Genomic DNA, 23,262 nt, shown 5'->3' with positions numbered 1-23,262 from the left:
CATGGAGACCGTGATCCTCACCGACCCGCCACGGCCGGCGCGCGCGACCGTCGAGGCCTTCTCGACCATCGGCGTCGCCACGGTCGGCGAGGCGATGGGCCGCACGGGCTCCTGCGGTTCCGACCTCCGCCCGATCCAGCAGGGGGCCCGCGTCGCGGGCACCGCGGTCACCGTGATGAGCTGGCCGGGCGACAACCTCATGATCCACGCCGCGATCGAGCAGTGCGGACCGGGCGACATCCTGGTGGTCACCACCCGGTCGCCGTCCGAGCACGGCATGTTCGGCGAGCTGTTCGCCACCGGGCTGCAGCAGCGCGGCGTGGTGGGCGCGATCATCGACGGCGGCGTGCGCGACACCCAGGAGCTGCGCGACATGGGCTTCCCGGTGTGGGCGCGCCACGTGAACGTCATGGGCACCGTGAAGAACACGCCGGGCGCGATCAACGTGCCGATCGTGGTCGGCGGCCAGGTGATCGACGCGGGCGACATCATCGTCGCCGACGACGACGGCCTGGTCGTGGTGCCCCGGGAGGGGGGGGACGATGCCCTGGCCGCCTCCCGCGCCCGCCTCGCCAAGGAGGAGGCGACCCGGCAGTCCTTCCTCGGCGGCGAGCTCGGCCTCGACCGCTACGGCATGCGGCCGGTCCTCGAGCGGCTCGGCGTCACCTACCGGCGCCACCCCTTGGCGGCCGCCGAGGAGTCCTGAGCCACCGCATCGTCCCGCCCGACCACCTCTGATCTAGGAGACCTCATGACCGCCCCGCAGGGCTACGTGTCCCACCTCGGATACGCCATGCTCGACACGCCCGACCTCGACGCCACCGTGTGGTTCTTCGAGCAGATCCTCGGCATGACGGAGACGCGTCGCGTCCCCGGCATGTCGTTCCTGCGGGCGTACGACGACTACGAGGAGTGCTCGATCATCGCGTGCCAGGCGCCCACGTCGGGCATCCGTCGCACGGCGCTGCGCGCGGCGTCCGAGCGCGACCTCGAGGAGCGGGCGGTCGCCATCCAGGACGCGGGGCGCGAGGGGCGCTGGGAGGACGGCATCGCGGGCCGCGGCCGCACGTTCGTCACCACCGATCCGGACGGGCACGAGATCGCCCTGTACTACGACACGGTCTGGTACGAGGCGCCGGAGAACCTCGCGGCGGGGCTCAAGAACCAGGCGCAGGCCAAGCCCAACCGCGGGATCGGGGTGCGCCGCTTCGACCACATCAACTTCCTCGCCGCCCACCCCGACCAGGCCGCCTCGTGGCACGTCGACGTGCTCGGCGGACGGGCGACCGAGCAGATCCGCCTCGACGACGGCACCATCGCCGCGAAGTGGGTCACGTTCGGGCAGAAGTCGTACGACGTGGTCTACACGCACGACTGGACCGGGTCGAGCGGCCGCCTCCACCACCTCGCCTTCGCCTCCGACACGCGCGAGGACATCCTGCGGGCGGCGGACCTCTGCCTCGACATGGGCGTCCACATCGAGACCGGGCCGCACAAGCACGCGATCCAGCAGACGTTCTTCCTCTACCTGTTCGAGCCGGGCGGCAACCGCATCGAGATCTGCAACCCGCTCACGCGCCTGGTCATGGCGCCGGACTGGCCGGTGGTCACGTGGACCCAGACCGAGCGGCTCCGCGGCCAGGCCTGGGGGCTCGGCACCATCGAGACGTTCCACACCCACGGCACGCCGCCCACCGAGGGCCAGGACACCCGGGTGTACCGGCCCACCGGCATGCTCGGGAGGCGGCCGAGCGGGGACGCGCGCAAGTGACCGGGGAGGCTGCGGACGCGACGGTCGCGCTGATCGGCCTCGGCGAGGTCGGACGCGTGTTCGCCGAGGACCTGCGCGCGCTCGGCGTCACGCGGATCCGGGCGTGGGACACCGCGTTCGCGGACCCGGGCTCGCGCGCGAGCGTCAACGCCGCGGAGCTCGGCCTCGCGCCCTCGTCGTCGGCCGCCGAGGCCGTGACGGGCGCGACCTTCGTGCTGAGCGCGGTGACCGCGATGAACTCGGTGCCCGCCGCATCGTCCGCCGCGACGGCGATCGACCCAGGTGCCTGGTTCTTCGACCTCAACTCGAGCTCGCCCGGGCACAAGCGGGAGTCCGCGGCGCTCGTGGACGCCGCCGGGGGGCGCTACGTCGAGGCGGCGCTGATGTCACCCATCGATTCGCGCCGGCTGACGTCCCCCTTCCTGCTGGGCGGACCCCACGCGGCGGCGTTCCGCGCGGAGGCCGCCGACGCCCTGGGCCTGGGCGCCGCTCGGGTCGGGGCGGACACGGTGGGCGTCGCCGCGGCCACCAAGCTGTGCCGGTCCGTCGTGGTGAAGGGCCTCGAGGCGCTGCTGTCGGAGTCGTTGCTGTCCGCGCGGCACTACGGCGTCGAGCGGGAGGTGCTCGACTCGCTGTCGAACATCCTCCCCGAGGCGGACTGGGACGCGATCGCGGGGTACTTCATGTCGCGCTCGCTCCAGCACGGCGTGCGCCGGGCGGAGGAGATGGAGGAGGCGGCCGCGACGGTCGCCGAGGCCGGGGTGACGCCGTGGATGGCGTCCGCCACGGTCGAGCGTCAGCGATGGGCCGCGCAGTGGCGCGACGCGCTGGGGCAGGAGGACACGATCTCGCTGGTGGACGCCGTGCGCGCGGCCGCCGGCCTCGACCCCAAGGAGCAGGCATGATCATCGACTGCCACGGCCACTACACCACCGCCCCCGCGGCCCACAGCGACTGGCGCGCGGCGCAACTGGCGGCCTTCGCGGCGGGCGAGCCGGCGCCGGAGTACCCGGAGATCTCCGACGATGAGATCCGCGAGACCATCGAGAAGAACCAGCTGCGGCTGATCCGCGAGCGCGGCGCCGACGTCACGATCTTCTCGCCGCGCGCGTCCGTCATGGGCCACCACCAGGGCGACCTGTCGACGTCGATCGCGTGGTCCGAGGCCTGCAACAACCTGATCGCGCGCGTCGCGGACCTGTTCCCCGGGGTGTTCGCGCCCGTGTGCCAGCTGCCGCAGTCCCCGGGCGAGGGCCTCGAGGCGTCCATCGCGGAGCTCGACCGCTGCGTCGCGATGGGCTTCATCGGCTGCAACGTCAACCCCGACCCGTCGGGCGGCCACTGGACGTCGCCGCCGCTGACGGACCGCTACTGGTACCCGCTGTGGGAGCGGATGGTCGAGCACGACGTGCCGGGCATGGTCCACGTCTCCGCCTCGGCGAACCCGGCGTTCCACGCGACCGGCGCGCACTACATGAACGCCGACACGACCGCCTTCATGCAGCTGCTCCAGGGCGACCTGTTCCGCGACTTCCCGACGCTGCGCCTGGTGATCCCGCACGGCGGCGGGGCGGTGCCGTACCACTGGGGCCGGTACCGCGGGCTGGCCGACATGCTGGGCCAGCCGCCGGTGTCCTCGCACCTGATGAACAACGTGTTCTTCGACACCTGTGTCTACCACCAGCCCGGGATCGACCTGCTCACCACGGTGATCCCGACGGAGAACATCCTGTTCGGCTCGGAGATGGTGGGCGCGGTGCGCGGCATCGACCCGGAGACCGGCCAGTACTTCGACGACACGAAGCGCTACGTCGACGCCGCCGCGATCAGCGACGAGCAGCGGGAGGCGATCTTCGCGGGCAACGCGATGCGGGTGTACCCGCGGCTCGCGGCGGCGGTGGGCCTGAGCGCCTGAGCGGTCCCGCCGCCCCCCACCGCGACCACCGCCCCCCACCCCCTGGACAGTCCGCACGGATCTCGCCGCGACACGCCGCGGAACGGGCCCGACCAGGCCGCGACACGCCGCAGACCCGGGACGAGCTCCGTGCGGACCGTCCGGGCCCGTGGGACGCCAGCGGCAGCCGGTGACCTTGGTCCCTCGGAACCCGCCTCTACTGAACATATGGTCAATAGCGTCGTAGTCGACGATCCTGACCGTTCTAGGAGGCCCCCGTGTCCACCCTGTACTCCCACGTCCTCGAGCCCGTCGAGCTCGCGGGCCTGAAGCTGCGCAACCGCGTCGTGATGGTGCCGATGGGCACCGAGATGGGTGACCACGACGGTCACCTCACCGACCGCGAGGTCGCCTACTACGCCGAGCGTGCCGCGGGCGCCGGCCTGGTCTGCACCGGCATCAACGCCGTCACCGACGACTACGAGGTGATCAACGAGGGCCTCGGCCGCGTCGACACGGACGCCGCGATCCCCGGCCTCACCAAGCTCGCCGAGGCCTTCCACGCCCGCGGCGGCGCCGTCTCCGTCCAGCTCACCGCGGGACTGGGCCGCAACATCAACAACATCGACCCGGACCGCCTGCCCATCTCCGCCTCGGACAACAGCCACTGGCTCGACCCGAGCGTGCGGTGCCGCCCGCTCGAGACTCACGAGATCAAGGTGATCGTCCAGCGCTTCAAGGAGGCGGCCGAGCGCTGCGCGAAGGCGGGCATCGACGCGATCGACATCCACGGCCACACCGGCTACGTGATCGACCAGTTCCTGTCGCCCGTGTGGAACCGTCGCACCGACGAGTACGGCGGCTCCGTCGAGAACCGCTGCCGCTTCGCCGCCGAGATCATCGCCGCCGTGAAGGAGGGCGCCCCCGGGCTCCCCGTGAGCTTCCGCCTCTCCGTCGACCACCACTTCGAGGGCGGGCGCACACCGGCCGAGTCCATCGAGATCGCCCAGCAGCTCGAGGCCGCCGGGCTGGACCTCCTGATGATCGACGAGGGCTCCTACGAGGCGATGGACTACGTGTTCCCGCCCTACTACCTGGGCGACAACTGCATGATGGGCTCCGTCCAGATGTTCAAGGACGCGCTCACCATCCCGGTGCTCGGGTGCGGCAACCTGACGCCCGAGCGCGCCGAGGCCGCGATCGCGAGCGGCGAGATGGACTTCGCCGGGATCGGCCGGGCGCTCATCGCGGACCCGGAGTGGGCGCTCAAGCTCGCCGAGGGCCGCCGCGACGACATCCGCCCCTGCATCCGCTGCAACCAGCTGTGCGTCGGCAACGCGTTCGTGGGCAAGCCGCTCGGCTGCGCCGTCAACCCCGTGGTCGGGCTCGAGCTCGAGCGCCGCGAGCTGACCCCCGCCGCGACCCCGAAGCGCGTCGCGATCGTCGGCGCCGGCCCGGCCGGCCTCGAGGCCGCCCGCGTCGCCGCCCTGCGCGGCCACACCGTCGACGTGTACGACAAGGGCACCCAGCTGGGCGGCGTGCTCTGGCCCGCCGCGACCCCGGAGTTCAAGCGCGAGCTGCGCTCGATGATCTTCTGGTGGGAGCGCCAGCTCGCCACGCTGCCCGTCACGGTCCACCTCGGCACCGAGATCTCGCCCGACTCGCCCGAACTCGCCGCGGCCGACGCGGTGATCCTCGCGACCGGGTCGACCCCCCTCACCCCGCCGATCCCGGGCCTCGACGGCCCGTCGGTGGTCGAGGTCATCGACGCGCACCTGGGCGCCGACCTCGGCAAGCGCCTCGTGGTCTGCGGCGGCGGCCTCTCAGGCGCCGACTTCGCGCTCGAGAAGGCCCTCGAGGGCCACGACGTCACCATGATCGAGATGAAGGAGGGCATCGCGGAGGACCTCCTGATGATCAACCGCATCACCCTGCTGCGTGACCTCGCGGAGGCGGGCGTGACCCTCATCACGGGCCGCCGCGTCACCGAGGTCGACGCGACCGGCGTCAAGGTCGAGGGCCCCGACGGTCCGGTGCACATCGCCGCCGACACGGTGGTGAGCGCCTTCGGCGTGCGGCCCGCGACGGCGCTGGTCGAGGCGCTCGCTGACCGCGACTCGGTGGTGGCGGTCGGCGACTGCGTGCGTCCCGCCAAGGTGGGCGACGCGATCAACGCGGGCTTCGAGGCGGCGCTCGCCCTCTAGGACCCGGGGGAGGGACGATGCGCGCGATGGCTCCCGCGCATCGTCCCTCCCGCGCGGGGAGATACTGGGGACGGCAACCTCCCCGCTCGAACTGAACAGGAGCCGCGTGCTCGACCAGCGAACCCCGCGCGCCGCGTGGGTGATCTACATCGCGGCCGCGTCCGCCTACTTCATGGCGGTGGTCAACCGCACCGCGCTCGGCGTCGCCGGGGTGCAGGCCTCCGAGCGCTTCGGGCTCGAGGCCACGGGGCTCGCGATGCTCTCGGTCGCGCAGATCGCCGCCTACGCGGCGCTGCAGATCCCCGGCGGGCGGCTGATGGACCGGTTCGGGGCGCGCACCGTGATGACCGCGGGTCTCGCGGTGATGGCGCTCGGGCAGACGATGCTGGCGTTCGTCCACGAGCCGGCGCTGGTGCTGCTCGCGCGCGTCCTGATCGGCGCGGGCGACGCCCCGATCTTCATCGGCGCGACGCGGGTGGTCGGGCTGTGGTTCCCGCCGCGGCGGGCGCCCATGATGATCCAGGTCACCGGCCTCATCGGTCAGACCGGCCAGCTCGCGTCCGCGATCCCCGTCGCCGCGCTCCTGCACGCCGCCGGGTGGAGCGTGGCGTTCGCGACGCTCGGCGCGGTCACCGTGGCCGTGGGCCTGGTCGCCGGGTTCGGCCTGCGGGCGCCCACCGACGAGTCGGCGGTGGTGGTCGCCGAGCGCATGTGGCCCGCGCTGCGCGCCACCACCCGGGTCGCGGGCACGCGGCTCGGATTCTGGTCGCACTTCGTCACCCCGTTCGGCGCCAACGTGCTGACACTGCTGTGGGGCGTGCCCTTCTTCGTGACCGCGCAGGAGAAGTCGCCCGCGCAGGCGAGCCTCCTGCTCACCTGCCTGACGCTGTCCGCGATCGCCTCCGGCCCGCTGATCGGGTGGTACTCGGGCCGTCACCCGTTCCGCCGGAGCTGGCTCGTGCTCGGCTCGGCGGTCCTCACGCTGGCGGCCTTCGCCGCGCTGCTGGCGTTCGACACGCCGCGGCCCATGTGGCAGCTGGTGGTGTTCGTGATCGCCGTCGGGATCGGCGGGCCCACCTCGGTGGTCGGCCTCGACCTCGCGCGCACGTTCTCCGAGCGGCACCGGCTCGGGACCGCGAGCGGCTTCGTCAACGTCGGAGGGTTCGCGGCGACCATCATCGGCGTGCTCGCGGTGGGCGCGGTGCTGCAGCTCACGTCCGAGCCCGGCGCGACGGTCTACACGCTCGACGAGTACCGTCTCGCCTTCGCGGTGCTGATCGTGCCGTGGATCGCGGGGGTGATCGGCGTGCTCGCCTCGCGGAGGCGGGCGCGCGCCGACCTGGCCGCGGCGGGCGTCGAGATCCCGTCGCGGCGGCCGCCCCGCACCCGCTGACGCGCCCGCTGGCACCCCCTCCCCCCAGATTGCTCCGCACGGTTTCACGCGCGACACGCCGTCCGGAACCGCGTGTGAACGTGTCCAGCACGGCGTGTCGGGCCCAGATCCGTGCGGAGCGTCCGGGGAGGGGGGTGAGGGACCGGCCTGGGTCCGAGGTCCGAGGAATCCCCGGCGGCGCTCCCGTACGGTGAGGCGAACCCGGGAGGGACCCTGACCGCGACGCCGACCCCGCACGTGCGCGCCCCGCGCGCCGCGTGGCTGATGCTCGTCTCGGGCATGGCGCTGTACTTCGTCGCGATCGTCAACCGCACCGCGCTCGGCGTCGCCGGGGTCGAGGCGCTCGACCGGTTCGGCATCGAGGCGGCCTGGCTGTCGATCCTCGCGATCGCCCAGGTCGCCACCTACGCGGCGCTGCAGCTGCCGGCCGGCGCCCTCCTCGACCGCTGGGGCGCACGCCGGCTGATGATCGGCGGCGCGCTGCTGATGACCGCCGGCACCGTGCTTCTCGCGTTCACCACCAGCCTCCCGCTGGCGATCCTCGCGCGCGTCCTGATCGGCGCCGGCGACGCTCCCATCTTCATCTCCGCGTGCCGCCTCATCCCGCTGTGGTTCCCGGCCCGCCGCGTGCCGGTGCTGGTGCAGGTGACCGGGCTCGTGGGCCAGGCCGGCCAGCTCGCCACCTCTATCCCCGTCGCATGGATGCTCAAGGGCCACGGCTGGAGCGCCACGTTCGCGGTCCTGGCGGCGGTCACGCTCGCCACGGCGGCCCTCGCGTCCCGCGGCATCCGGGTGCCCGCGACGACCGGCGAGCGCGCGGCGCCCCGGGCCCCCGCATCGTCCCTCCGCGCCTCGATCCGCCTCGCCTCGCGCCCTGCCGGCACCCGGCTCGGGTTCTGGACCCACTTCCTGTCGCTGTGCTCGGCGAACACCGTCGCGCTGCTGTGGGGCGTGCCGTTCTTCGTCACCACGCAGGGCCTCACGCTGCCCGAGGCGAGCGCGCTGCTGATGGTGATCACGCTGACCAAGATGGCCGCCGGCCCGCTCGCAGGGGCGTTCACCGCCCGCCATCCGCTGCGCCGGAGCTGGCTGGTGCTCGGCTCCGCCGTGGCGACCGCCGTGGCCTGGGTCGCGATCCTCGTGCCGGACACGCCCCGTCCGGTGTGGGAGCTCGGCGTGCTGATGGCCGTGATCGGCGCGGGCGGACCGGTCTCGCTGATCGCGCTCGACTACGCCCGCACGTTCGGTCCCGAGGAGGCGATGGGCACCGCCACCGGGTTCGTGAACGTGGGCGGATTCGCCTCCACCATCCTGGGGATCGTGCTGGTCGGCGTGACCCTCCAGGCCGTGTCGCCGGAGGGGGCGACGGCCTACACGCTGGGCGAGTACCGCATCGCGTTCGCGACCCTGCTGATCCCGTGGGTCATGGGCGTCGCCGGGGTCCTCCGGAACCGGCGCCTCGCACGCCTGGACATGGCCGCGGAGGGCGTCCACGTGCCCCCGATCAGGGACGTCATCCAGCGGTACCGACGCCGCTGACGCGCGCGCATCCGAGGCCCCGCGCACGGAATTGACGCGGCGGTACCCGGGGCCGCACAATCCCTTCAACAGTGCGCGTCGTCTGTACAAGTCGGCGCGCACTGTCTGCCGTTCCCCGGGGTGTTGGTGCGCGTCGCGACGATGCGGGGCAGGGTCCCGGATCGGGAGGCGGCGTGGTGCGCGAGAGGCCCGGTTCCCGGCGGTTACCGTAGGACGGTGGTGGACTATATCGGGCGCGCCCTCGTGGCGGAGGCCCTCGAGGAGTGGCGGGAGCAGCTGCAGGAGCTCGCGACCGTCTCGCCGCTGCGGGACCTCGCGCTGAGCGAGTCGACGGTGGTCGACCTGCGCGGCTCGCATCCGGGCGGCCTCGCGCCCCTGTTCGCCGGGCGGCCCACGTCCCTCCAGTCCCTGCTGCGCGATCCCGACGTCTACGCGCAGGCCCTGCACCGCGTCCGGCTGATCCGCGAGGACGCCGACCGGGTCAAGGCGGCGACCGGAGTGTGGACCGCGGCGATGGTGATCGGCACGGTGTCGTGGACCGAGGACGGCCGCCGCCGCGAGATGCCGCTCGTCATGCGGCCGGTGCACTTCGAGCCGGCGCGCCAGGGCGACGTCCTGCTCACCATGCTCGACCAGGTGGTGGTGAACCCGGTGTTCCTCACCGAGGCGCGGGCCCGCGGCGCAGGCGAGGGGCTCGCCGGCCTGCACCCGTCGGCCGGGCCGGGCGTGGAGTTCGACCCGCGGCCGCTGTGGAGCCACGTCAGCGAGCTGGGCGACGCGTTCCCCGACATCGAGGTGGGCGACCGGCTGTTCGTCGGCGCGTTCGACGACCCGGAGCAGCGCCTGCTCGACGACCTCGACGACATGGACGCCGTGATCGGCGCCTCCGACGTGCTCGCGGCGAGCGCCGGCGACGGCGACGCCCGCGCGGTCCTCGCGCAGCCGCTTCCCGCGTTCCCGCTGGGCGACCGCGACCCCTTCGCGGAGCGCGGCGTGGGCGACCTCGACGATGCGGGCTTCGCCGCGCTCGACCTGATCGCCACCGGCCGGTCGGTGCTGGTGCAGGCGCCGCCGGGCGCCGACCCGCTCGGGGCGGTCGCCGCGATCGTCGCCGATGCGGCGGCCTCGGGCCGCGCCGTCATGGCCGTCGGCGGTGGCGAGCAGGCCGTCCGCGCGGTCGCGAGGCGGCTCGACCGGCTCGGCGTGGGTGACACGTACGTCTCGGGGGCGATGGCGTCGTGGAACCAGGTGGCCCGCCGCCGGCTGCTCACCTCGATGACCATGGGGGTGGACGAGGTCGAGGACGACTCGATCCGCGAGGCCGGCGAGCGCCTCCTCGCGGCGCGTCACGAGCTGCAGGGGCGGATGGACGCCCTGCACCGCTCGTACCGCCCGTGGGACGTGAGCGCCTACGAGGCGGTCCAGGCGGTCGTGCGGCTCATCTCGACGGCACCCGCGCCCGCGACCCCGATCCGCCTGGGGGCGGACGCCGCGGCGCTGGTCGCGGAGCACGGCTTCGCCTCGGTCACGCACGCGCTGGTCGAGGCGATCGCGCCGCCCGAGCCCGAGCCGGAGGCGCAGGAGGCGCCGGAGACGCCGGAGATCACCCTGGTCCCGTGGTGGTCGGAGGTGACGTCGGACCCCGCGGAGGGCGCGCGGCTCGACGAGGCGCTGGCCACCCTGGTGGTCCGTCACCTGCCGAAGATGCGTGCCGAGGCCCGCCTGGCCGCGCACGAGACCGGCATGGACGAGGCGCCGACGGTCGCGGCCTGGGCGGATCAGGTCACGCTGTTCACCGACGTGCGCGACACCCTCGAGATCTTCTCCCCGGCCGTGTTCCACCGTTCGCTGCACGACCTGGTGGCCGCGACCGCGCCCGCCGGCACCGCGCAGTCGGGGGAGCTGGCGCGTCGCGACCGGCGCGCGCTGCGCCGTCGCGCGGTGGAGCTGCTGCGGCCCGGGCGCAGCAAGGACGAGATCCACGAGCACCTGGTCGCCGCGCACGCCCAGGCGCTGCGGTGGCGTGCGCACTGCAGCGCCGGCGGCTGGCCGCTCGTGCCCGCCGACTTCGACCTGTTCGCCGATCGCGTCGAGAGCGCGCAGCGGCTCTGGGAGCGCATCGCGCAGCCCGTCGCCCAGGTGTCCGGCGAGACCGACCTCATGGATCAGCCCTGGGAGCGCGTGCGCGAGGTGCTCGAGCACCTCGCGGAGGGGGTGCCCGGCACCCTCGAGGCCGTCGAGGAGATCCCCGTCGATCGCGACCTGGTGCAGGCCGGGCTCGGGCCGCTGCTCGAGGACCTCCGCGCCCGCGAGGCCACGCCCGAGCAGGTGCGCCGCGACCTCGAGTTCGCGTGGTGGGCGGCGGCGTTCGACGCGATCGTCTCGGCGGACCCCCGCCTGACCGAGGAGGGCGCCGTCGGCCGCGTGGTCGAGGAGTTCCTGCGCCGCGACCATGACTTCGCGGCTGCGCGGGTGGGCCCGCTCATGCGAGCGGTGGCGGAGCGCCGCCGCATCGCGATCGCCAAGCACCCCGACCTCGCGCGCGACCTGTTCGCGACCCTCGTCGAGGGTGCCGACGCGCCGTACCGAGAGCTGTGGCGAGACCACGGCCCGCTCGTGACCGCGCTGCGACCCGTCACCCTCGCGACCGCCGAGCAGGTGTCGCGGCTCGCCCCGCCGACCCGCTGCGTCGACCTCGCGGTGGTGTTCGCCTCGGAGTCGCTGGCGCTCGCGGAGACCGTGCCGACGCTCGCGCGCGCCCGCCAGGTGGTCGTGGTCGCCGACGCCGAGTCGGCGACCCGTTCCGCGGTGGCCACGTTCGCCGACCTCCTGCCGCGCGTCGCGCTGCACGCCGCGCCGCAGCCGCGCGACCCGCGCGTCACGTCCCTGCTGGGCTCGCTGGCCTACGGCCGCGCGCTCAGCTCCCTGCCGGCCGCGGGCGAGGCCGACCGGCTCCGGGTGCAGCACGTCGACGCCGTGGGTCACGCCGTCGCCGGCTCCCGCACCGTCGAGTCGACCCGGGCCGAGGTCGCGGCGGTGATCGAGCGCGCCGACCGGCTGGTCCACGAGATGCCGCGCCGCAGCCTCGCCGTGGTCGCGGGCAACGAGCTGCACGCGATGCGGCTGCGCGACGCGCTCGAGGAGCGCGGCGCACGGCTCGCCGACACGGTGCCCGTGGTGTCCCTCGCGAACGCGGCGGGCCTCGACGTGGACGAGGTCATCCTCAGTCTCGGCTATGCGCGCGACGCCGAGGGGACGCTGCCGGCTCGCCTGGGCGCGCTCTCGGAGCCGCACGGGGTCCCGGCGCTGGTCCAGGCGCTGGCCGCGACTCACGAGAGCCTCACCGTGGTGACGGCCCTCGACGCGGAGCAGCTCGCCGCGATCGCCGAGGGCCCCGAGTCGGAGGCGGTCGACGGGCTGCGCGAGCTCCTGCTCGCCGCCGACGGCGCGCCCGTGCCCGCCGAACGTCCCGAGCCCGCGCCCGGCGACTGGTTGCTGGCCGACATCGCGTCGCGGCTGCGCGCCCAGGGCTACGCCGTCCACGTGCGCTACGGGGCGGGCGCCGACGCGATCCCGCTCGTCGTGGGCGGGCGCCATGACCGGGGCTACACGGTCGCCGTGGTGACGGACGATGCGGGGCAGGCCGGCGCCGCGAGCGTGCGGGACCGGATGCGGCACCAGTACGGCGGGCTGGAGGCGCTCGGCTGGACGGTCGTCTCGCTGTGGACGCTCGACGTCTTCATGGACCCCGACGCCGCCGTAGCGGCGATCGTCGACGCCGTCGAGGGCCGGCGCGGACCGCTGGTGTGGGAGCAGCCGACGCTCGACCTCGGCGTCGAGACCTCGGCGATCCGCGTGCCCGCGCAGGAGGTGTTCGACGTCGCCGCGCTCGAGGACGTCACCGGGGCGATCCCCGCGCTGCGCGACGAGCACCTGGTCGCCGCCGAGCCGGAGCCCGACCCGGAGCCCGAGCCCGTGGTCGAGGCGCCCGACGTCACCCTGGGGATCTCGGTGATGCTCGCCGAGCACCTGCTGGTGGACCGGCACACGCGCGCGCAGGAGACCCAGCCCGCGCTCGACCTCCCCGAGCCCGAGCCCGAGCCGGAGCCCGACCCCGAACCGGAACCGTCCCCCGAGCCCGAGCCCGAGCCCGCTCGGGACGCTCAGTCCTCCGAGGAGGCCCCTGTGACACCGCCCCGGGACGCTGAGTCCTCATCCGACGACGACTCGACCCCCGCATCGGCCCCCGAGGAGGAGACCGAGGAGCCGGAGGACGAGGGCGAGGCCGAGGACGCGCTGCCCTCCCCGCCGCCGATCCGCCCGGCGTGGCGCGGCACGGACCGTCCGCTCATCCCGACGCGGGCGCGCGAGGACATCGACGAGGGGTGGGGCGGCTCCGGCGGCTCGAGCCGCGACGACGAGATCAAGCGGGAGCGTCCCCCGCACTGGTGAGCGGGGACGCCGCGATCAGGAGGAGCTGGACGCGGTCTTCGACTCGGAGCGGGAGTCCGTGCGGTAGAAGCCCGAGCCCTTGAAGGTCACGCCGACCGAGCCGAACTGCTTCCGGACGGGACCGGTGCACTCGGGGCACTCGGTCAGGGCTGAGTCGTGGATCGACTGCACCGCGTCGAACGCGTGTGAGCACGCGGTGCACGCGTAGGAGTAGGTAGGCATGGGCGTATTCTACGCCCCGAGCTCGAATGCCCCCTCGGGTGTGATGACCATGTCCACGCCCAGGTCGTGCGGCTCCCTCGGCAGCGGGTCCGTCGCGGCGTCGCGCACCTCGCCCGAGAACGTCAGCGCCACCACCGGCGCGTCCGGCTTCGCGTCGACCAGGGCGCGGTCGTACCACCCTCCGCCCTGGCCGAGGCGGGTGCCCGACGTGTCGACCGCGAGCGCCGGGACCACGATCACGTCGGCCTCCGCGAGGGTCACCGAGCCGAGGAAGTCCCCGGACGGCTCCGGAGGGCGTCCCGGGGCACGCTCGACCAGGTCGTCCACGCCGCGATAGACGCCCCAGCCTCGCTGGAGGCCGTCGCCGAGCAGCGGGATCAGCACCCTGACCCCGCGCACATGCAGCGCCTCGATCAGGGGCCCGGTGCTGGGCTCGTGGGGCCGCGACGCGTAGACGGACACGCAGGAGGCCGCCTGCACCGCCGGCAGGGCGAGCACGTGGTCGCGGAAGGCCGCCGCCGCCTCATGGCGGCGGCGCTCGCTCCGCTGGAGCCTCTCGCGTCGGATCACGGCTCGCAGGTGCGCCTTCGCCTCGTCCGGCTCGGGGGCACGCAGGTGGCCTTCGGACATCGGCGTCATGGGAGCCATTGTGCCAAAGTTCGGTAAATCTTTGTTCCACTTCGGGGCATGTCCCTAGGCTCGTCGCATGGAATCCCGCCAGGAGCACCGCGCATGCTGACCGGCATGGACGGCCGGGTCAGCCGCAGCCTCGACGAGCACCGCGCGGCGGTCGCCGCCGCGCTCGCCCCCATCGAGCCGCTGACGGTCCTCGTCGGCGACGCCGCGGGGGCCACGCTCCTCGAGCCGCTCGTGGCGGACCACCCGCTTCCCGACGCGCCGCGCGCCGCCCACGACGGCTTCGCGGTGCTCGCGCAGGACGTCGAGGCGGCGCCCGTCTCGCTGCCCCTGTCGCACGACGTCGCGTTCTCCGACCGCGGCCCGCGCCGGCTTCTGCCGGGGACGGCGGCGCGCGTGTCGTCCGGGATGCTGCTGCCGAGCGGGGCCGATGCGGTGGTCCCGCTCGCGTCGACCGACGGGGGAGCGGCCCGCGTTGAGATCCGGGAGCGGGTGCGCGCGGGCTCCGGGGTCCGCGAGGTCGGGTCCGACGCCCGGGCGGGGACCGTGCTGGTGCCCGCGGGACGCCGCCTGGGTGGGCGCGAGCTCGCGCTCGCGGCGTCGCTCGGGTTGTCGCGGCTCGCGGTCCGGCCGGTGCCGCGCGTGGTGGTGATCCCGACGGGAGGCGAGCTGGTCGAGACCGCGGGCGGTCTCCTCGGCGTGCCGGAGGCGACGGGGCGCCTGGTCGCCGTCGCCGCGAGGTCCGCCGGCACCCACGCGGTGCGGATCCCCGCCGTCGACGACGATCGCCGGACGCTGCGCACCGCGATCGAGGATCAGCTGGTGCGCGCCGACCTGGTGATCACCACCGGCGGCCTCAGCGACGGCCGGGACGATGCGGTGGTCGCCGTCCTCCGTCAGCTCGGCCGGGTCGAGGACGTGGACCTGGCCTTCCGACCGGGCTCGCGGCACGCGCTCGCGGTCGTGGGCGAGGACCTGGGCCGGCATGTGCCGGTGATCGCGCTGCCGGGTGCGCCCGCCGCCGCCGCGCTCGCTTTCGAGGCCTATGTGAGGCCCGCGCTCCGGCGCATGTGCGGCTTCGCCGAGTATCTGCGTCCCGGCGTGCGAGCCCGTCTCACCGCCGGCTTCGCCTCGCCGGACGCTGCGGCGCATGCCGTGCCGGTGCGCCTGGGGGTCGACGGGCAGGGCTCCGTGACGGCGACGCCCGCCGGGCAGGGCGGCGCGGCGACGCTCGCGTCGCTCGGTGCGGCCGACGGCATCGCGTGGATCGACGCCCGCACCACGGAGGTCCACCCCGGCGACCTCGTGCGCTGCACCGTCTGGGACGACTGACGTGGGGGAGCCGGAGCTGGTCCGCGGCACGCTCAGGGTGCGACCCCTGAGGGTCCGCGACGCGGACGAGTGGGCGGCGCTGCGCAGCGCCAACCGCGACTGGCTCCGGCCCTGGGAGGCGACCGCGCCGCCCGAGGCGCCCATCCCGGCGGTCTCCTTCCGGCAGTTCATCCGTTCCGAGCGCCGCGCGCGGAGGCTCGGGACCGGATGGCCGATGGCGATCGAGCTCGACGGCGCGCTGGTGGGCCGCGTGGTGGTGGCCGGTGTCGAGTGGGGTGCGCAGCGCTCGGGCTCGCTCGGCTACTGGCTCGACCGGGAGCATGCTGGCCTCGGGATCGTGCCCACGGCGGCCGCGATGCTGGTCGAGCACGCCTTCGCGCAGGGGCTGCACCGGGTCGAGGTCGCGATGCGTCCCGAGAACCAGGCGAGCCGCCGGGTGGCGGAGAAGCTCGGGTTCACCCTGGACGGGCCGCGCCGCTCGTTCCTCTACATCGACGGCGGGTGGCGCGACCACATCGTCTACTCGCGAACTCAAGATCAGCCGCGCACCGGCCGATATTGGGAGCCTGAGGGCTGACACGCCGCGCGCCTCCCGCGGTTGCGGTGGCGTCCGCCGTAGCGTCGTCACATGCCTCCCGCTGGACTGCTCGCGATCATCGCCCTCGGCATGGTGCTCGCCTATGTGATCCCCCAGCGGATCAAGGAGCGCTCCGACTACGCGCTCGTGCGCACGGAGGACCGCTTCTCCGCGGAGATGCGCGTGGTGAAGACCGCCGCCGAGCGCGTCGAGCGCCCTGCCGACCGTCCCAGCTCCGACTCGGGCGAGGTCCCGCTGCTCGTCACGGGTGCCGCGCGCGCCTCGATCGCGAAGCTCGGCGCGGACCAGATGTCCCGTCCGTCGGGCCCGATCGACCGCGCCGCGACCGCCGCCCAGCGCCAGCTGGTCGCGATGCGCAAGGACCGTGCCGCGGTCGTCGCCGAGCGCAAGGCACGCGCCCGCCGCCGCGCCCGCGTCGCGCTGGGCGTCACCGCGCTCACGCTGACCGCGTGGGTCCTGGTCGCCCTGGGCGCCGCTCATGTCGCCGTCGGTGCGGGAGCGACGGCGCTGCTCGCGGGCGTGATGGTGCAGGGCGCACGCGCCGCCTCCGCGCAGCGTCGCGCCGACGCGCGGATCGCGATGGTCGCCCGTGAGGTCTCCGCGGCCGCCACCGCCACCCAGGCCCTGCGCAAGGTGACGCGCGAGCGTGCGGCCGGTCGCGACGCCCAGCCGTCGGATGTCGAGACGCAGGCGATCCGTGTGGTCACGTCGGCCGACCTCAAGCCGCTCTCGGTGCCGGCGCCCGCCGCCGTGCAGGCGCCTGCCGCCTCGTCGGCCCCCGCGGCGGAGGAGTCTGCCGCCTGGAGCCCGCGCGAGATGCCCGCGCCGAGCTACACGCTCAAGCCCGAGGTGCGTCAGGCCCAGGCGCGACCGCTGGCGGACGAGGACATCGCCGCGGCGTCGTACCGCCCCGCCGAGGCGCCCGCCGCGTCCGCGACGGACGAGCCGGCGGCGACCACCACGACGTCGCTCGAGCAGATCCTCGCGCGCCGCACCTCCCGCTCGGCCTGAGCGCGGGCTCCTCGCCCGACCGTCGCATCGTCCCGACGGCTGTGCGCCCCCGGACGCCACGATGCCCGCCGCGCGGACGCGGCGGGCATCGTCGTCGGTGTCAGATCCGGACGCGGCTGGGGCTGGCCACCAGGGACGGCTCGGTGTGCAGGTAGCCGAACAGGCGGTCGAACACGTTGACGCGGTCGAACTGCATCGCGTGCTCACGGGCGCGGTGCTGCCACCACTCCGCCTCGGCGTCGTCGATCCCGCCGGCGCACACGTTGAGCGCCACGGTCAGCGCCGACGGGTCGCCGGACGGCACCACCACCGCGGTGTCGCCCACCGCCTCGAGGATGCCGCCGGTGTCGCAGGTGATGACGGGTCCGCCGCCGGCGAGCATCTTCTCGACCAGCGCGATGCCGAACGTCTCGGTGAACTCCGGCGCGGGCTTCGACGGGAGCGCGTACGCGGAGCACGCCGCCATCAGATGCGGCTTCTCCTCGTCGCCCACGTCCTGCAGGAAGATGATGCGTGACGCGGCGGTGGTGCGCGCGGCGACCTCCTGGAAGTACCCCAGGTCCGGCCCGCGTCCCGCGATCACCAGGGTCTGCGTCTCGCAGGCCTCGGAGGCGGCGAACCCGCGGATCAGGTCGTCCACGCCCTTGGCCTTCTGGAGGCGGGACAGGTACAGCACGTAGCGTCCGCGCTCGAGGCCGCGGTCCGCGAGCACCCGCGCCGTCTCCTCCTCGTCCAGGGCGAGGTACGCCGAGGTGTCGATCGCGGGGTACGAGATCTTCACCCGGGCGTCGCACTGCGGGGCGAACGCCGTGCCGTACACGGCGTCGAGCTCCGCCGCGGACTCCACGATCACCTGCTTGGTGTACTCGGAGACCGCGACGCACAGGTCCTGGGACAGGTAGTTCGACAGCACCGCGGCGGCCGCTCCGAACTCGCCGTGGTCGACGGCCGACCGCACCACGTCCGTGATGTCGGAGCCGACCGCCTCCGCGATGGTGGTGACGTTGACCGGCAGGCCGGTCGACCGCGCGATGCGCAGCGCCTCCGCGACGGCGGTGGTGTGCGGGTGGAGGTACAGGCTCATCGCGACGGTCGGGACGCCGTCCGTGAAGAGCTCCACCAGGCGCCCGACCATGCCGGCGAGGTAGCGGCCGTCGGGGATCTTGTAGCCGCCCACGGGCCCCGGGCGTTCGACGGTGATGCCGGGGGAGTAGGGCAGGACGGTGTCCATGGGCTTGAGGGGCAGGCCGGTCTCCTCGAGCCGATCGAGGGGCCAGGTGACGATCCGGACGTCGTCGAAGCCACGGGTGAGCGCGACCTCGGCGAGGTTGCGGGCCTCGCCGGAGTGGCCGCAGATGACGGGGTCGGCCCGGACGATGATGACGAGCCTGCGGTTGACCTCGGTGTTCATGACACCTCCTTCACGGAAGCAGCCCCTGGGTGGGGCGTGGGGTTGAGGGGGGACGATGCGTGCGGCCCCAGTCGCCTGGGGTGTCCGCCAGCGTGAAGCGCAGCTCTCCGCCCTGATGGAGCTCGGAGCCGGCGATCCAGGAGGACTCGACGGGGGCCCCGTCGAGGGTGACGGACCGGATGTACTGCACCGGTCCGCCGGGCGTGGGCTCGATGAAGCCGTCCGCCACGATCGTGAGCTCCCCGCGCGCCATGCGCATCCGCGCGGAGGCGAAGGCGGGCGGGTGGAGCAGGAACAGGTTCTGGCCGGCGACCGGGAACAGTCCCAGGCAGGCCCACACGAACCAGGACGAGAGGCCGCCGGAGTCGTCGTTGCCCGGCAGCCCGCCGCGGCCGGGGCCGAACATCTGGTGGACGATGCCGTGGACCACCTCGGCGGTCCGGTCCGGCCGGCCGGCGTAGTGGTAGGCCCAGGGGGCCTCCATGTCGGGCTCGTTGTTGAGGCCCTCGAAGCGGCCGAGCGCGTAGCCCGCGCGCATCTCCTCCAAACCCGGTCGCTCGCCCGGCTGGACCACCGGCTCCGCGCCGAACCCGAAGAAGGCGTCGAGCAGCGCGACGAACGCCTCGTCCCCGCCGGCGAGCTCGATGCGGGCAGCCATGTCGTGGAGGATCCGGAAGGAGTAGTTGAACTTGGTGCCCTCGTAGTAGGTCGAGTCGCGCAGCAGGCCCGTCTCCTCGTCGAAGGCGTTGCGCCAGCGAGCGGCCATCTCGACGTTCTCCCGGAGCTGGGCGGTGTCGCCGAGCAGCTGCGCGATCACGCCGGCGCACCAGTAGCCGTACGCCAGGTCCAGCGTGTGGCTCATGGGCTGGGCGTAGCCCTGCAGCAGGAACTCCTCGCCGTAGCTGCGTCGCAGGTCGGTCTGCATGTGCACCATCGCCCAGTCCCAGTCGATGCCGTGCAGCCCGAGGTGCGCGAGGTCCGCCAGCAGCGTGTGCACGAGCGCGCTGCCCTGGCGGCTGAAACGGTCGGAGCCGCGCGCCATGCGGTAGCCGATCGGGAGGTTGCCCTCCTCCTCGGCGATGGTGAGCATCGCGTTGGCGAACTCGACCACGCGGTGCGGCATCAGCGCCGTCAGCAGCGGCAGCTGGGTGCGGTAGATGTCCCACATGGTCGAGACGTCGAACACGAACGGCCCCTTGTGGGACCAGAACGGGCTCTCATCCGCCGCGAAGCAGGGCTTCAGGAGCGAGTGGTACACGGCGGTCGCGAACACCTCGCGCCGGACGTCGTCCTCGGTGTCGACCGTGATCGCGTCGAGCAGGCCGCGCCAGGTCTCCCGGGTCCCCGCCAGGCGGGTCGAGAAGGAGCCGAGCTCGCCCAGGTCCTTGTGCAGGTTGCGGCGTGCCTGGTCGACGCCGCGCAGCGAGAAGCCCATGCGCACCTCGACCGACTGGCCCTGCGACGCGGTGCCCATCCACATGAGGCCGAACGGGCGCAGCGTCGACGGGCGGATCGAGTCGAGGTCGAGGCGCTGACCGGCGGGCATGAGCCGGCGGTCGTACCAGAGCATCTGGCGCCAGTCGTCGGCGTCGCACTCGATGTACACGGACAGCGGCACGCCCTCGACCACGATCTCGCCCTGCACCACGCCGGGCTCGACCGCCTCGAGCCGCGCCCGCAGCGGGAGCGTCGCGCCGTAAGGGATCTCCAGACCGCCGACCGAGAAGTCGACCACCACGCGGGCGGACGGGTGCTCCGGGAAGCGGTAGCGGTGGACGGCGGACTTCGGGCCGACCGTGATCTCCGCCTCGATGCCGTTGTCGAGCGTGGCCGCGTACCAGCCGGGCGCGGCCTCCTCCGAGACGAGGTCCCAGGTGCGGTCGAGCTCGTCCAGCGGCTCGATCATGGGCGTGACGCGGAAGTAGTTGTAGTACTTGCGGATCGCGCCGGTGCCGGACTGCTGGAAGTGCGTGAAGCCGGAGGTGACGGCGCGGTCGTGCAGGCGTGTGGGGACGCCCTCGGTGCTGAGGTCGTAGAGGCCGTAGCCCGTGGGGTAGCCGCCCGAGTAGGCGCAGGCCGAGACCATGCCGAGCGGGTAGCAGGCACCCGGGTGCGTGTTGCCCACCTGGGGCTTGGGCCACCACCAGGTGGCCGCGATCCCGGAGGGCTCGGGCAGGACGGTGGCCTCCGTCCCGATGAACGGGTCGACGTCGTCGTACACGGCGGCACCTCCTTCCCGGGGTCGCGCTGAGTGGCTCCGGTGCGAAACGAGGGGACGCGCATCCTCGGGCGTCCTTGGCATGACGGTAGGCGGGGGCCGTGTCTGGTCCGTTGCCGTCATGTGACGAACTCTTTAACTTTCTGTCCGGCCGTCGCGTGGGCGGGGTGCACGTCCGGCGGCCGCGAGGCATGCGGCGGTGGAACGGGGGCGTGTGGCGGCCCGATGGAGCGTATAGAGTGATCCCGCCATTAAGTTTGGAGAGACAACAATGACGATGCCGATCCTCGCCGGCTTCTACCCGGACCCCTCGATCTGCCGGGTGGGCGAGTGGTGCTACCTCGCGAGCTCGACCTTCGAGTACGTGCCCGGGGTGCCGATCCACCGGTCCCGGAACCTGGTGGACTGGGAGCTCGTGGGCCACGCGCTCACCGATCCCGCCGCCATCAACGGCGGCGAGGGCCACGACGCGGCGAGCTCCGGGATCTTCGCCCCCACCCTGCGCCACCACGACGGCCTGTTCTGGATGATCACCACCTCGATCCGCGACGCGGGCCGCGGGCAGCTGATCGTGCACGCGGAGGACCCTTCGGGGCCATGGTCGGCACCCGTGTACGTCGAGGGCACCGACGGGATCGATCCCGACCTCGCCTGGCTCGAGGACGGCACGTGCCTGCTCACCTGGTGCGGCCACAACCCTCCCGCGATCTACCAGGTCGAGGTCGACCCGCGCACCGGCGAGCGGCTCACCGACCGCATCGAGCTGTGGCGAGGCACCGAGATGAAGGACACCGAGGGCCCCCACCTGTTCGAGCGGGACGGCTGGTGGTACCTCTCGGTCGCCGAGGGTGGCACCCACGTGGGCCACGGCGCGTCGATCGCGCGGTCGCGCAGCCCCCACGGGCCGTTCGAGTCGAACCCCGCGAACCCGATCCTGACCCACCGCAGCCTGCCGCATCCGGTGCAGGCGACCGGGCACCCCGACCTGGTCGAGCTGTCCGACGGCTCCTGGGCGATGGTGTACCTCGGCATGCGCCCGACCGGCGCCTACCCCGGCTTCCATGTGAACGGCCGCGAGACGTTCATCGCGGGCGTCGACTGGATCGACGGCTGGCCCGTTGTCGACGAGGGCCGATTCGACGTGCCCGACCGCGACGGCTCGTGGGACGAGCCGTTCGTCAGCCACACGCTCGACGCGCGCTGGCTCGCTCCCGGCAAGGCGCCGGCGCAGATCGCGACGGTGACCGCCGCTGGCCTGGAGCTCTCCGTCGGTCGCGACGCGGACGCGGGGGAGCAGCTCGACCTGCTGTGCGCCCGCATCCCCGCGATCGGGTTCCTGGCGACGGCCGAGGTCGCGGCGGGCGACGCGTGCCTGAGCGTGCGCATGGACGCGCGCAGCTGGGTCGGAGTCGAGCGCGTGGGCGACCGGGTCCGCGGGCGCGCCGTGTCCGGGCCGTTCGACCAGGCCCTGTCGGAGCTGGACCTGCGCGACGGCGACCTGCTCGCGGTCCGCTCGTCGCCGTCGCGCGAGCTCTACGGCCGCCTGGGCCCCGATCTGCTCGAGCCTGGGATCGTCCGCGACGGGGCGTTCGTGGCGCTCGGCTCGGTCGACGGACGCTACGTGTCGACGGAGGTCGCAGGCGGCTTCACGGGCCGGATGCTCGCGATCGAGGCCCTCGGCGGCGCGGCCACCGTGCGGCGGATGGCGTACGCGGAGGACCCGCGCGACTGACCGTCGACGAGCCGCACGGTGGTCGCGTCGCCCCGCGCGGAGGTGCTAATCTATTCCAGCACTTGGGGCTGTGGCGCAGTTGGTAGCGCGTCTCGTTCGCAATGAGAAGGTCAGGGGTTCGAATCCCCTCAGCTCCACGAGTGAGAAGGGGCCCGCCGTCCGGCGGGCCCCTTTCGTCATGTCCGCTGGTGGGATCCCGTGCGCGCGTGGGTGCCGTCGGCCCGCCTGTCCACACGCGCGCGAACTGCATCCCATTGTGGGATGCAGCGGCGTACGATGGCGACCATGAGCACCCAGATCGCGGTCCGGCTTCCGGACGAGATGGTCGCCTTCCTCGACGAGGCGGTCGCGGCCGGGGAGGCGCCCAGCCGGGCCGCGCTGGTGGCGTCCGCGCTCGAGCGGGAGATGAGGCGCACGCTCGCCCAGCGCGATGCAGTGATCCTGCGCGACGCGGGGCCGGGCGACGACCTCGACCCCGTGGTGGCGTGGACGGTCGAGCACGCCGGGATCGATGACTGAGCGGCCGCGTGAGATCAGGCTCGTGCGGCTCGACAAGACCCGCCCGGCGCTGATCCTGACGCGCGAGGCGGCGCGGGGTGCCATGACCAAGGTGACCGTCGCTCCGATCACGAGCACCGTCACAGGTCTGTCGAGCGAGCTGCCGGTCGGGCGTGCCAACGGCCTGGACCACGAGTCGGCGGTCTCCCTCGACAACGTCCTCACGGTGCCGGCGAGCGCGCTCGGCCGGACCGTCGGCTTCCTCACGACAGCCCAGGAGCGCGCGCTGGCGCGCGCAGTGGTCCTCGCCTACGACCTCGACGTGCCGCTGATGTCCTGACGGGCGGTGCG

At 73.6% G+C, this 23,262-nt stretch carries 18 protein-coding genes and 1 tRNA gene; 15 read left to right on the top strand and 4 right to left on the bottom strand.

Annotated elements, in window-relative coordinates:
- The first annotated feature begins 1 nt into the window (after position 1).
- From QQX13_RS06855 to QQX13_RS06820, 8 genes are all read left to right on the top strand, one after another.
- Complete coding sequence (locus QQX13_RS06855; RefSeq protein ID WP_301152918.1) at positions 2–706, top strand: 4-carboxy-4-hydroxy-2-oxoadipate aldolase/oxaloacetate decarboxylase; 705 nt, start codon at positions 2–4, stop codon at positions 704–706.
- Between the two features lie 45 nt (positions 707–751).
- Positions 752–1,771: a VOC family protein gene (locus QQX13_RS06850; protein ID WP_301152917.1), complete on the top strand. Its 1,020-nt coding sequence runs from the start codon at positions 752–754 to the stop codon at positions 1,769–1,771.
- Positions 1,768–2,676 carry an NAD(P)-dependent oxidoreductase gene (locus QQX13_RS06845; protein ID WP_301152916.1) on the top strand — a complete coding sequence of 303 codons (909 nt, stop codon included), beginning with the start codon at positions 1,768–1,770 and terminating at the stop codon, positions 2,674–2,676. The genes QQX13_RS06850 and QQX13_RS06845 overlap by 4 nt, the downstream gene beginning before the upstream one ends.
- Entirely contained in the window at positions 2,673–3,686 is a 1,014-nt protein-coding gene (locus tag QQX13_RS06840; RefSeq protein ID WP_301152914.1) for an amidohydrolase family protein, read from the top strand. The genes QQX13_RS06845 and QQX13_RS06840 overlap by 4 nt, the downstream gene beginning before the upstream one ends.
- 257 nt (positions 3,687–3,943) lie before the next feature.
- A complete protein-coding gene (locus QQX13_RS06835; RefSeq protein ID WP_301152913.1) occupies positions 3,944–5,869 on the top strand; it encodes an oxidoreductase in 1,926 nt (641 codons plus the stop codon).
- Positions 5,870–5,975: 106 nt separating this feature from the next.
- A complete protein-coding gene (locus QQX13_RS06830; RefSeq protein WP_301118780.1) occupies positions 5,976–7,262 on the top strand; it encodes an MFS transporter in 1,287 nt (428 codons plus the stop codon).
- 237 nt (positions 7,263–7,499) lie between these two features.
- The gene (locus QQX13_RS06825; RefSeq protein ID WP_301118781.1) at positions 7,500–8,801 is read left to right on the top strand and encodes an MFS transporter; all 1,302 of its coding nucleotides are present in this window, start codon (positions 7,500–7,502) and stop codon (positions 8,799–8,801) included.
- 216 nt (positions 8,802–9,017) lie between these two features.
- Positions 9,018–13,253, top strand: coding sequence for a PDDEXK-like endonuclease domain-containing protein (locus QQX13_RS06820; protein ID WP_301118782.1), 4,236 nt, complete (start codon positions 9,018–9,020; stop codon positions 13,251–13,253).
- 15 nt (positions 13,254–13,268) lie between these two features.
- On the opposite strand, the gene QQX13_RS06815 is transcribed toward QQX13_RS06820, so the two are convergent.
- On the bottom strand, positions 13,269–13,475 hold the full coding sequence (locus tag QQX13_RS06815; protein ID WP_301118783.1) for an FmdB family zinc ribbon protein: 207 nt from the start codon (positions 13,473–13,475) through the stop codon (positions 13,269–13,271).
- A gap of 9 nt (positions 13,476–13,484) precedes the next feature.
- Complete coding sequence (locus tag QQX13_RS06810; protein ID WP_301118784.1) at positions 13,485–14,114, bottom strand: 5-formyltetrahydrofolate cyclo-ligase; 630 nt, start codon at positions 14,112–14,114, stop codon at positions 13,485–13,487.
- A gap of 93 nt (positions 14,115–14,207) precedes the next feature.
- On the opposite strand from QQX13_RS06810, the gene QQX13_RS06805 reads away from it, so the two are divergent.
- The 3 genes from QQX13_RS06805 to QQX13_RS06795 are packed head-to-tail and all read left to right on the top strand — an operon-like array spanning position 14,208 to position 17,052.
- Positions 14,208–15,443 (top strand): molybdopterin molybdotransferase MoeA, encoded by a 1,236-nt coding sequence (locus tag QQX13_RS06805; protein ID WP_301118785.1) that lies wholly within the window; start codon positions 14,208–14,210, stop codon positions 15,441–15,443.
- Position 15,444: 1 nt separating this feature from the next.
- Entirely contained in the window at positions 15,445–16,020 is a 576-nt protein-coding gene (locus QQX13_RS06800) for a GNAT family N-acetyltransferase (RefSeq protein WP_301118786.1), read from the top strand.
- A 51-nt stretch (positions 16,021–16,071) separates the two neighbouring features.
- Entirely contained in the window at positions 16,072–17,052 is a 981-nt protein-coding gene (locus QQX13_RS06795) for a hypothetical protein (protein WP_301118787.1), read from the top strand.
- Between the two features lie 100 nt (positions 17,053–17,152).
- On the opposite strand, the gene QQX13_RS06790 is transcribed toward QQX13_RS06795, so the two are convergent.
- Positions 17,153–18,463 (bottom strand): glycosyltransferase, encoded by a 1,311-nt coding sequence (locus tag QQX13_RS06790; protein ID WP_301118788.1) that lies wholly within the window; start codon positions 18,461–18,463, stop codon positions 17,153–17,155.
- Positions 18,464–18,473: 10 nt separating this feature from the next.
- Positions 18,474–20,684, bottom strand: a complete 2,211-nt coding sequence (locus QQX13_RS06785) for a glycoside hydrolase domain-containing protein (RefSeq protein ID WP_301118789.1) — start codon at positions 20,682–20,684, stop codon at positions 18,474–18,476.
- Between the two features lie 268 nt (positions 20,685–20,952).
- On the opposite strand from QQX13_RS06785, the gene QQX13_RS06780 reads away from it, so the two are divergent.
- From QQX13_RS06780 to QQX13_RS06765, 4 genes are all read left to right on the top strand, one after another.
- Complete coding sequence (locus tag QQX13_RS06780) at positions 20,953–22,413, top strand: glycoside hydrolase family 43 protein (protein ID WP_301118790.1); 1,461 nt, start codon at positions 20,953–20,955, stop codon at positions 22,411–22,413.
- Positions 22,414–22,477: 64 nt separating this feature from the next.
- Positions 22,478–22,550: transfer RNA gene (locus QQX13_RS06775), tRNA-Ala, on the top strand.
- 148 nt (positions 22,551–22,698) lie between these two features.
- Positions 22,699–22,932 (top strand): YlcI/YnfO family protein, encoded by a 234-nt coding sequence (locus QQX13_RS06770; RefSeq protein WP_301118791.1) that lies wholly within the window; start codon positions 22,699–22,701, stop codon positions 22,930–22,932.
- Positions 22,925–23,251: a type II toxin-antitoxin system PemK/MazF family toxin gene (locus tag QQX13_RS06765; protein WP_301118792.1), complete on the top strand. Its 327-nt coding sequence runs from the start codon at positions 22,925–22,927 to the stop codon at positions 23,249–23,251. The genes QQX13_RS06770 and QQX13_RS06765 overlap by 8 nt, the downstream gene beginning before the upstream one ends.
- The last annotated feature ends 11 nt before the right edge of the window (positions 23,252–23,262 follow it).

The organism is Demequina lignilytica (assembly GCF_030418375.1).
Taxonomy (GTDB): domain Bacteria; phylum Actinomycetota; class Actinomycetes; order Actinomycetales; family Demequinaceae; genus Demequina; species Demequina lignilytica.
This window is presented reverse-complemented; position numbering and strand designations above follow the sequence as displayed.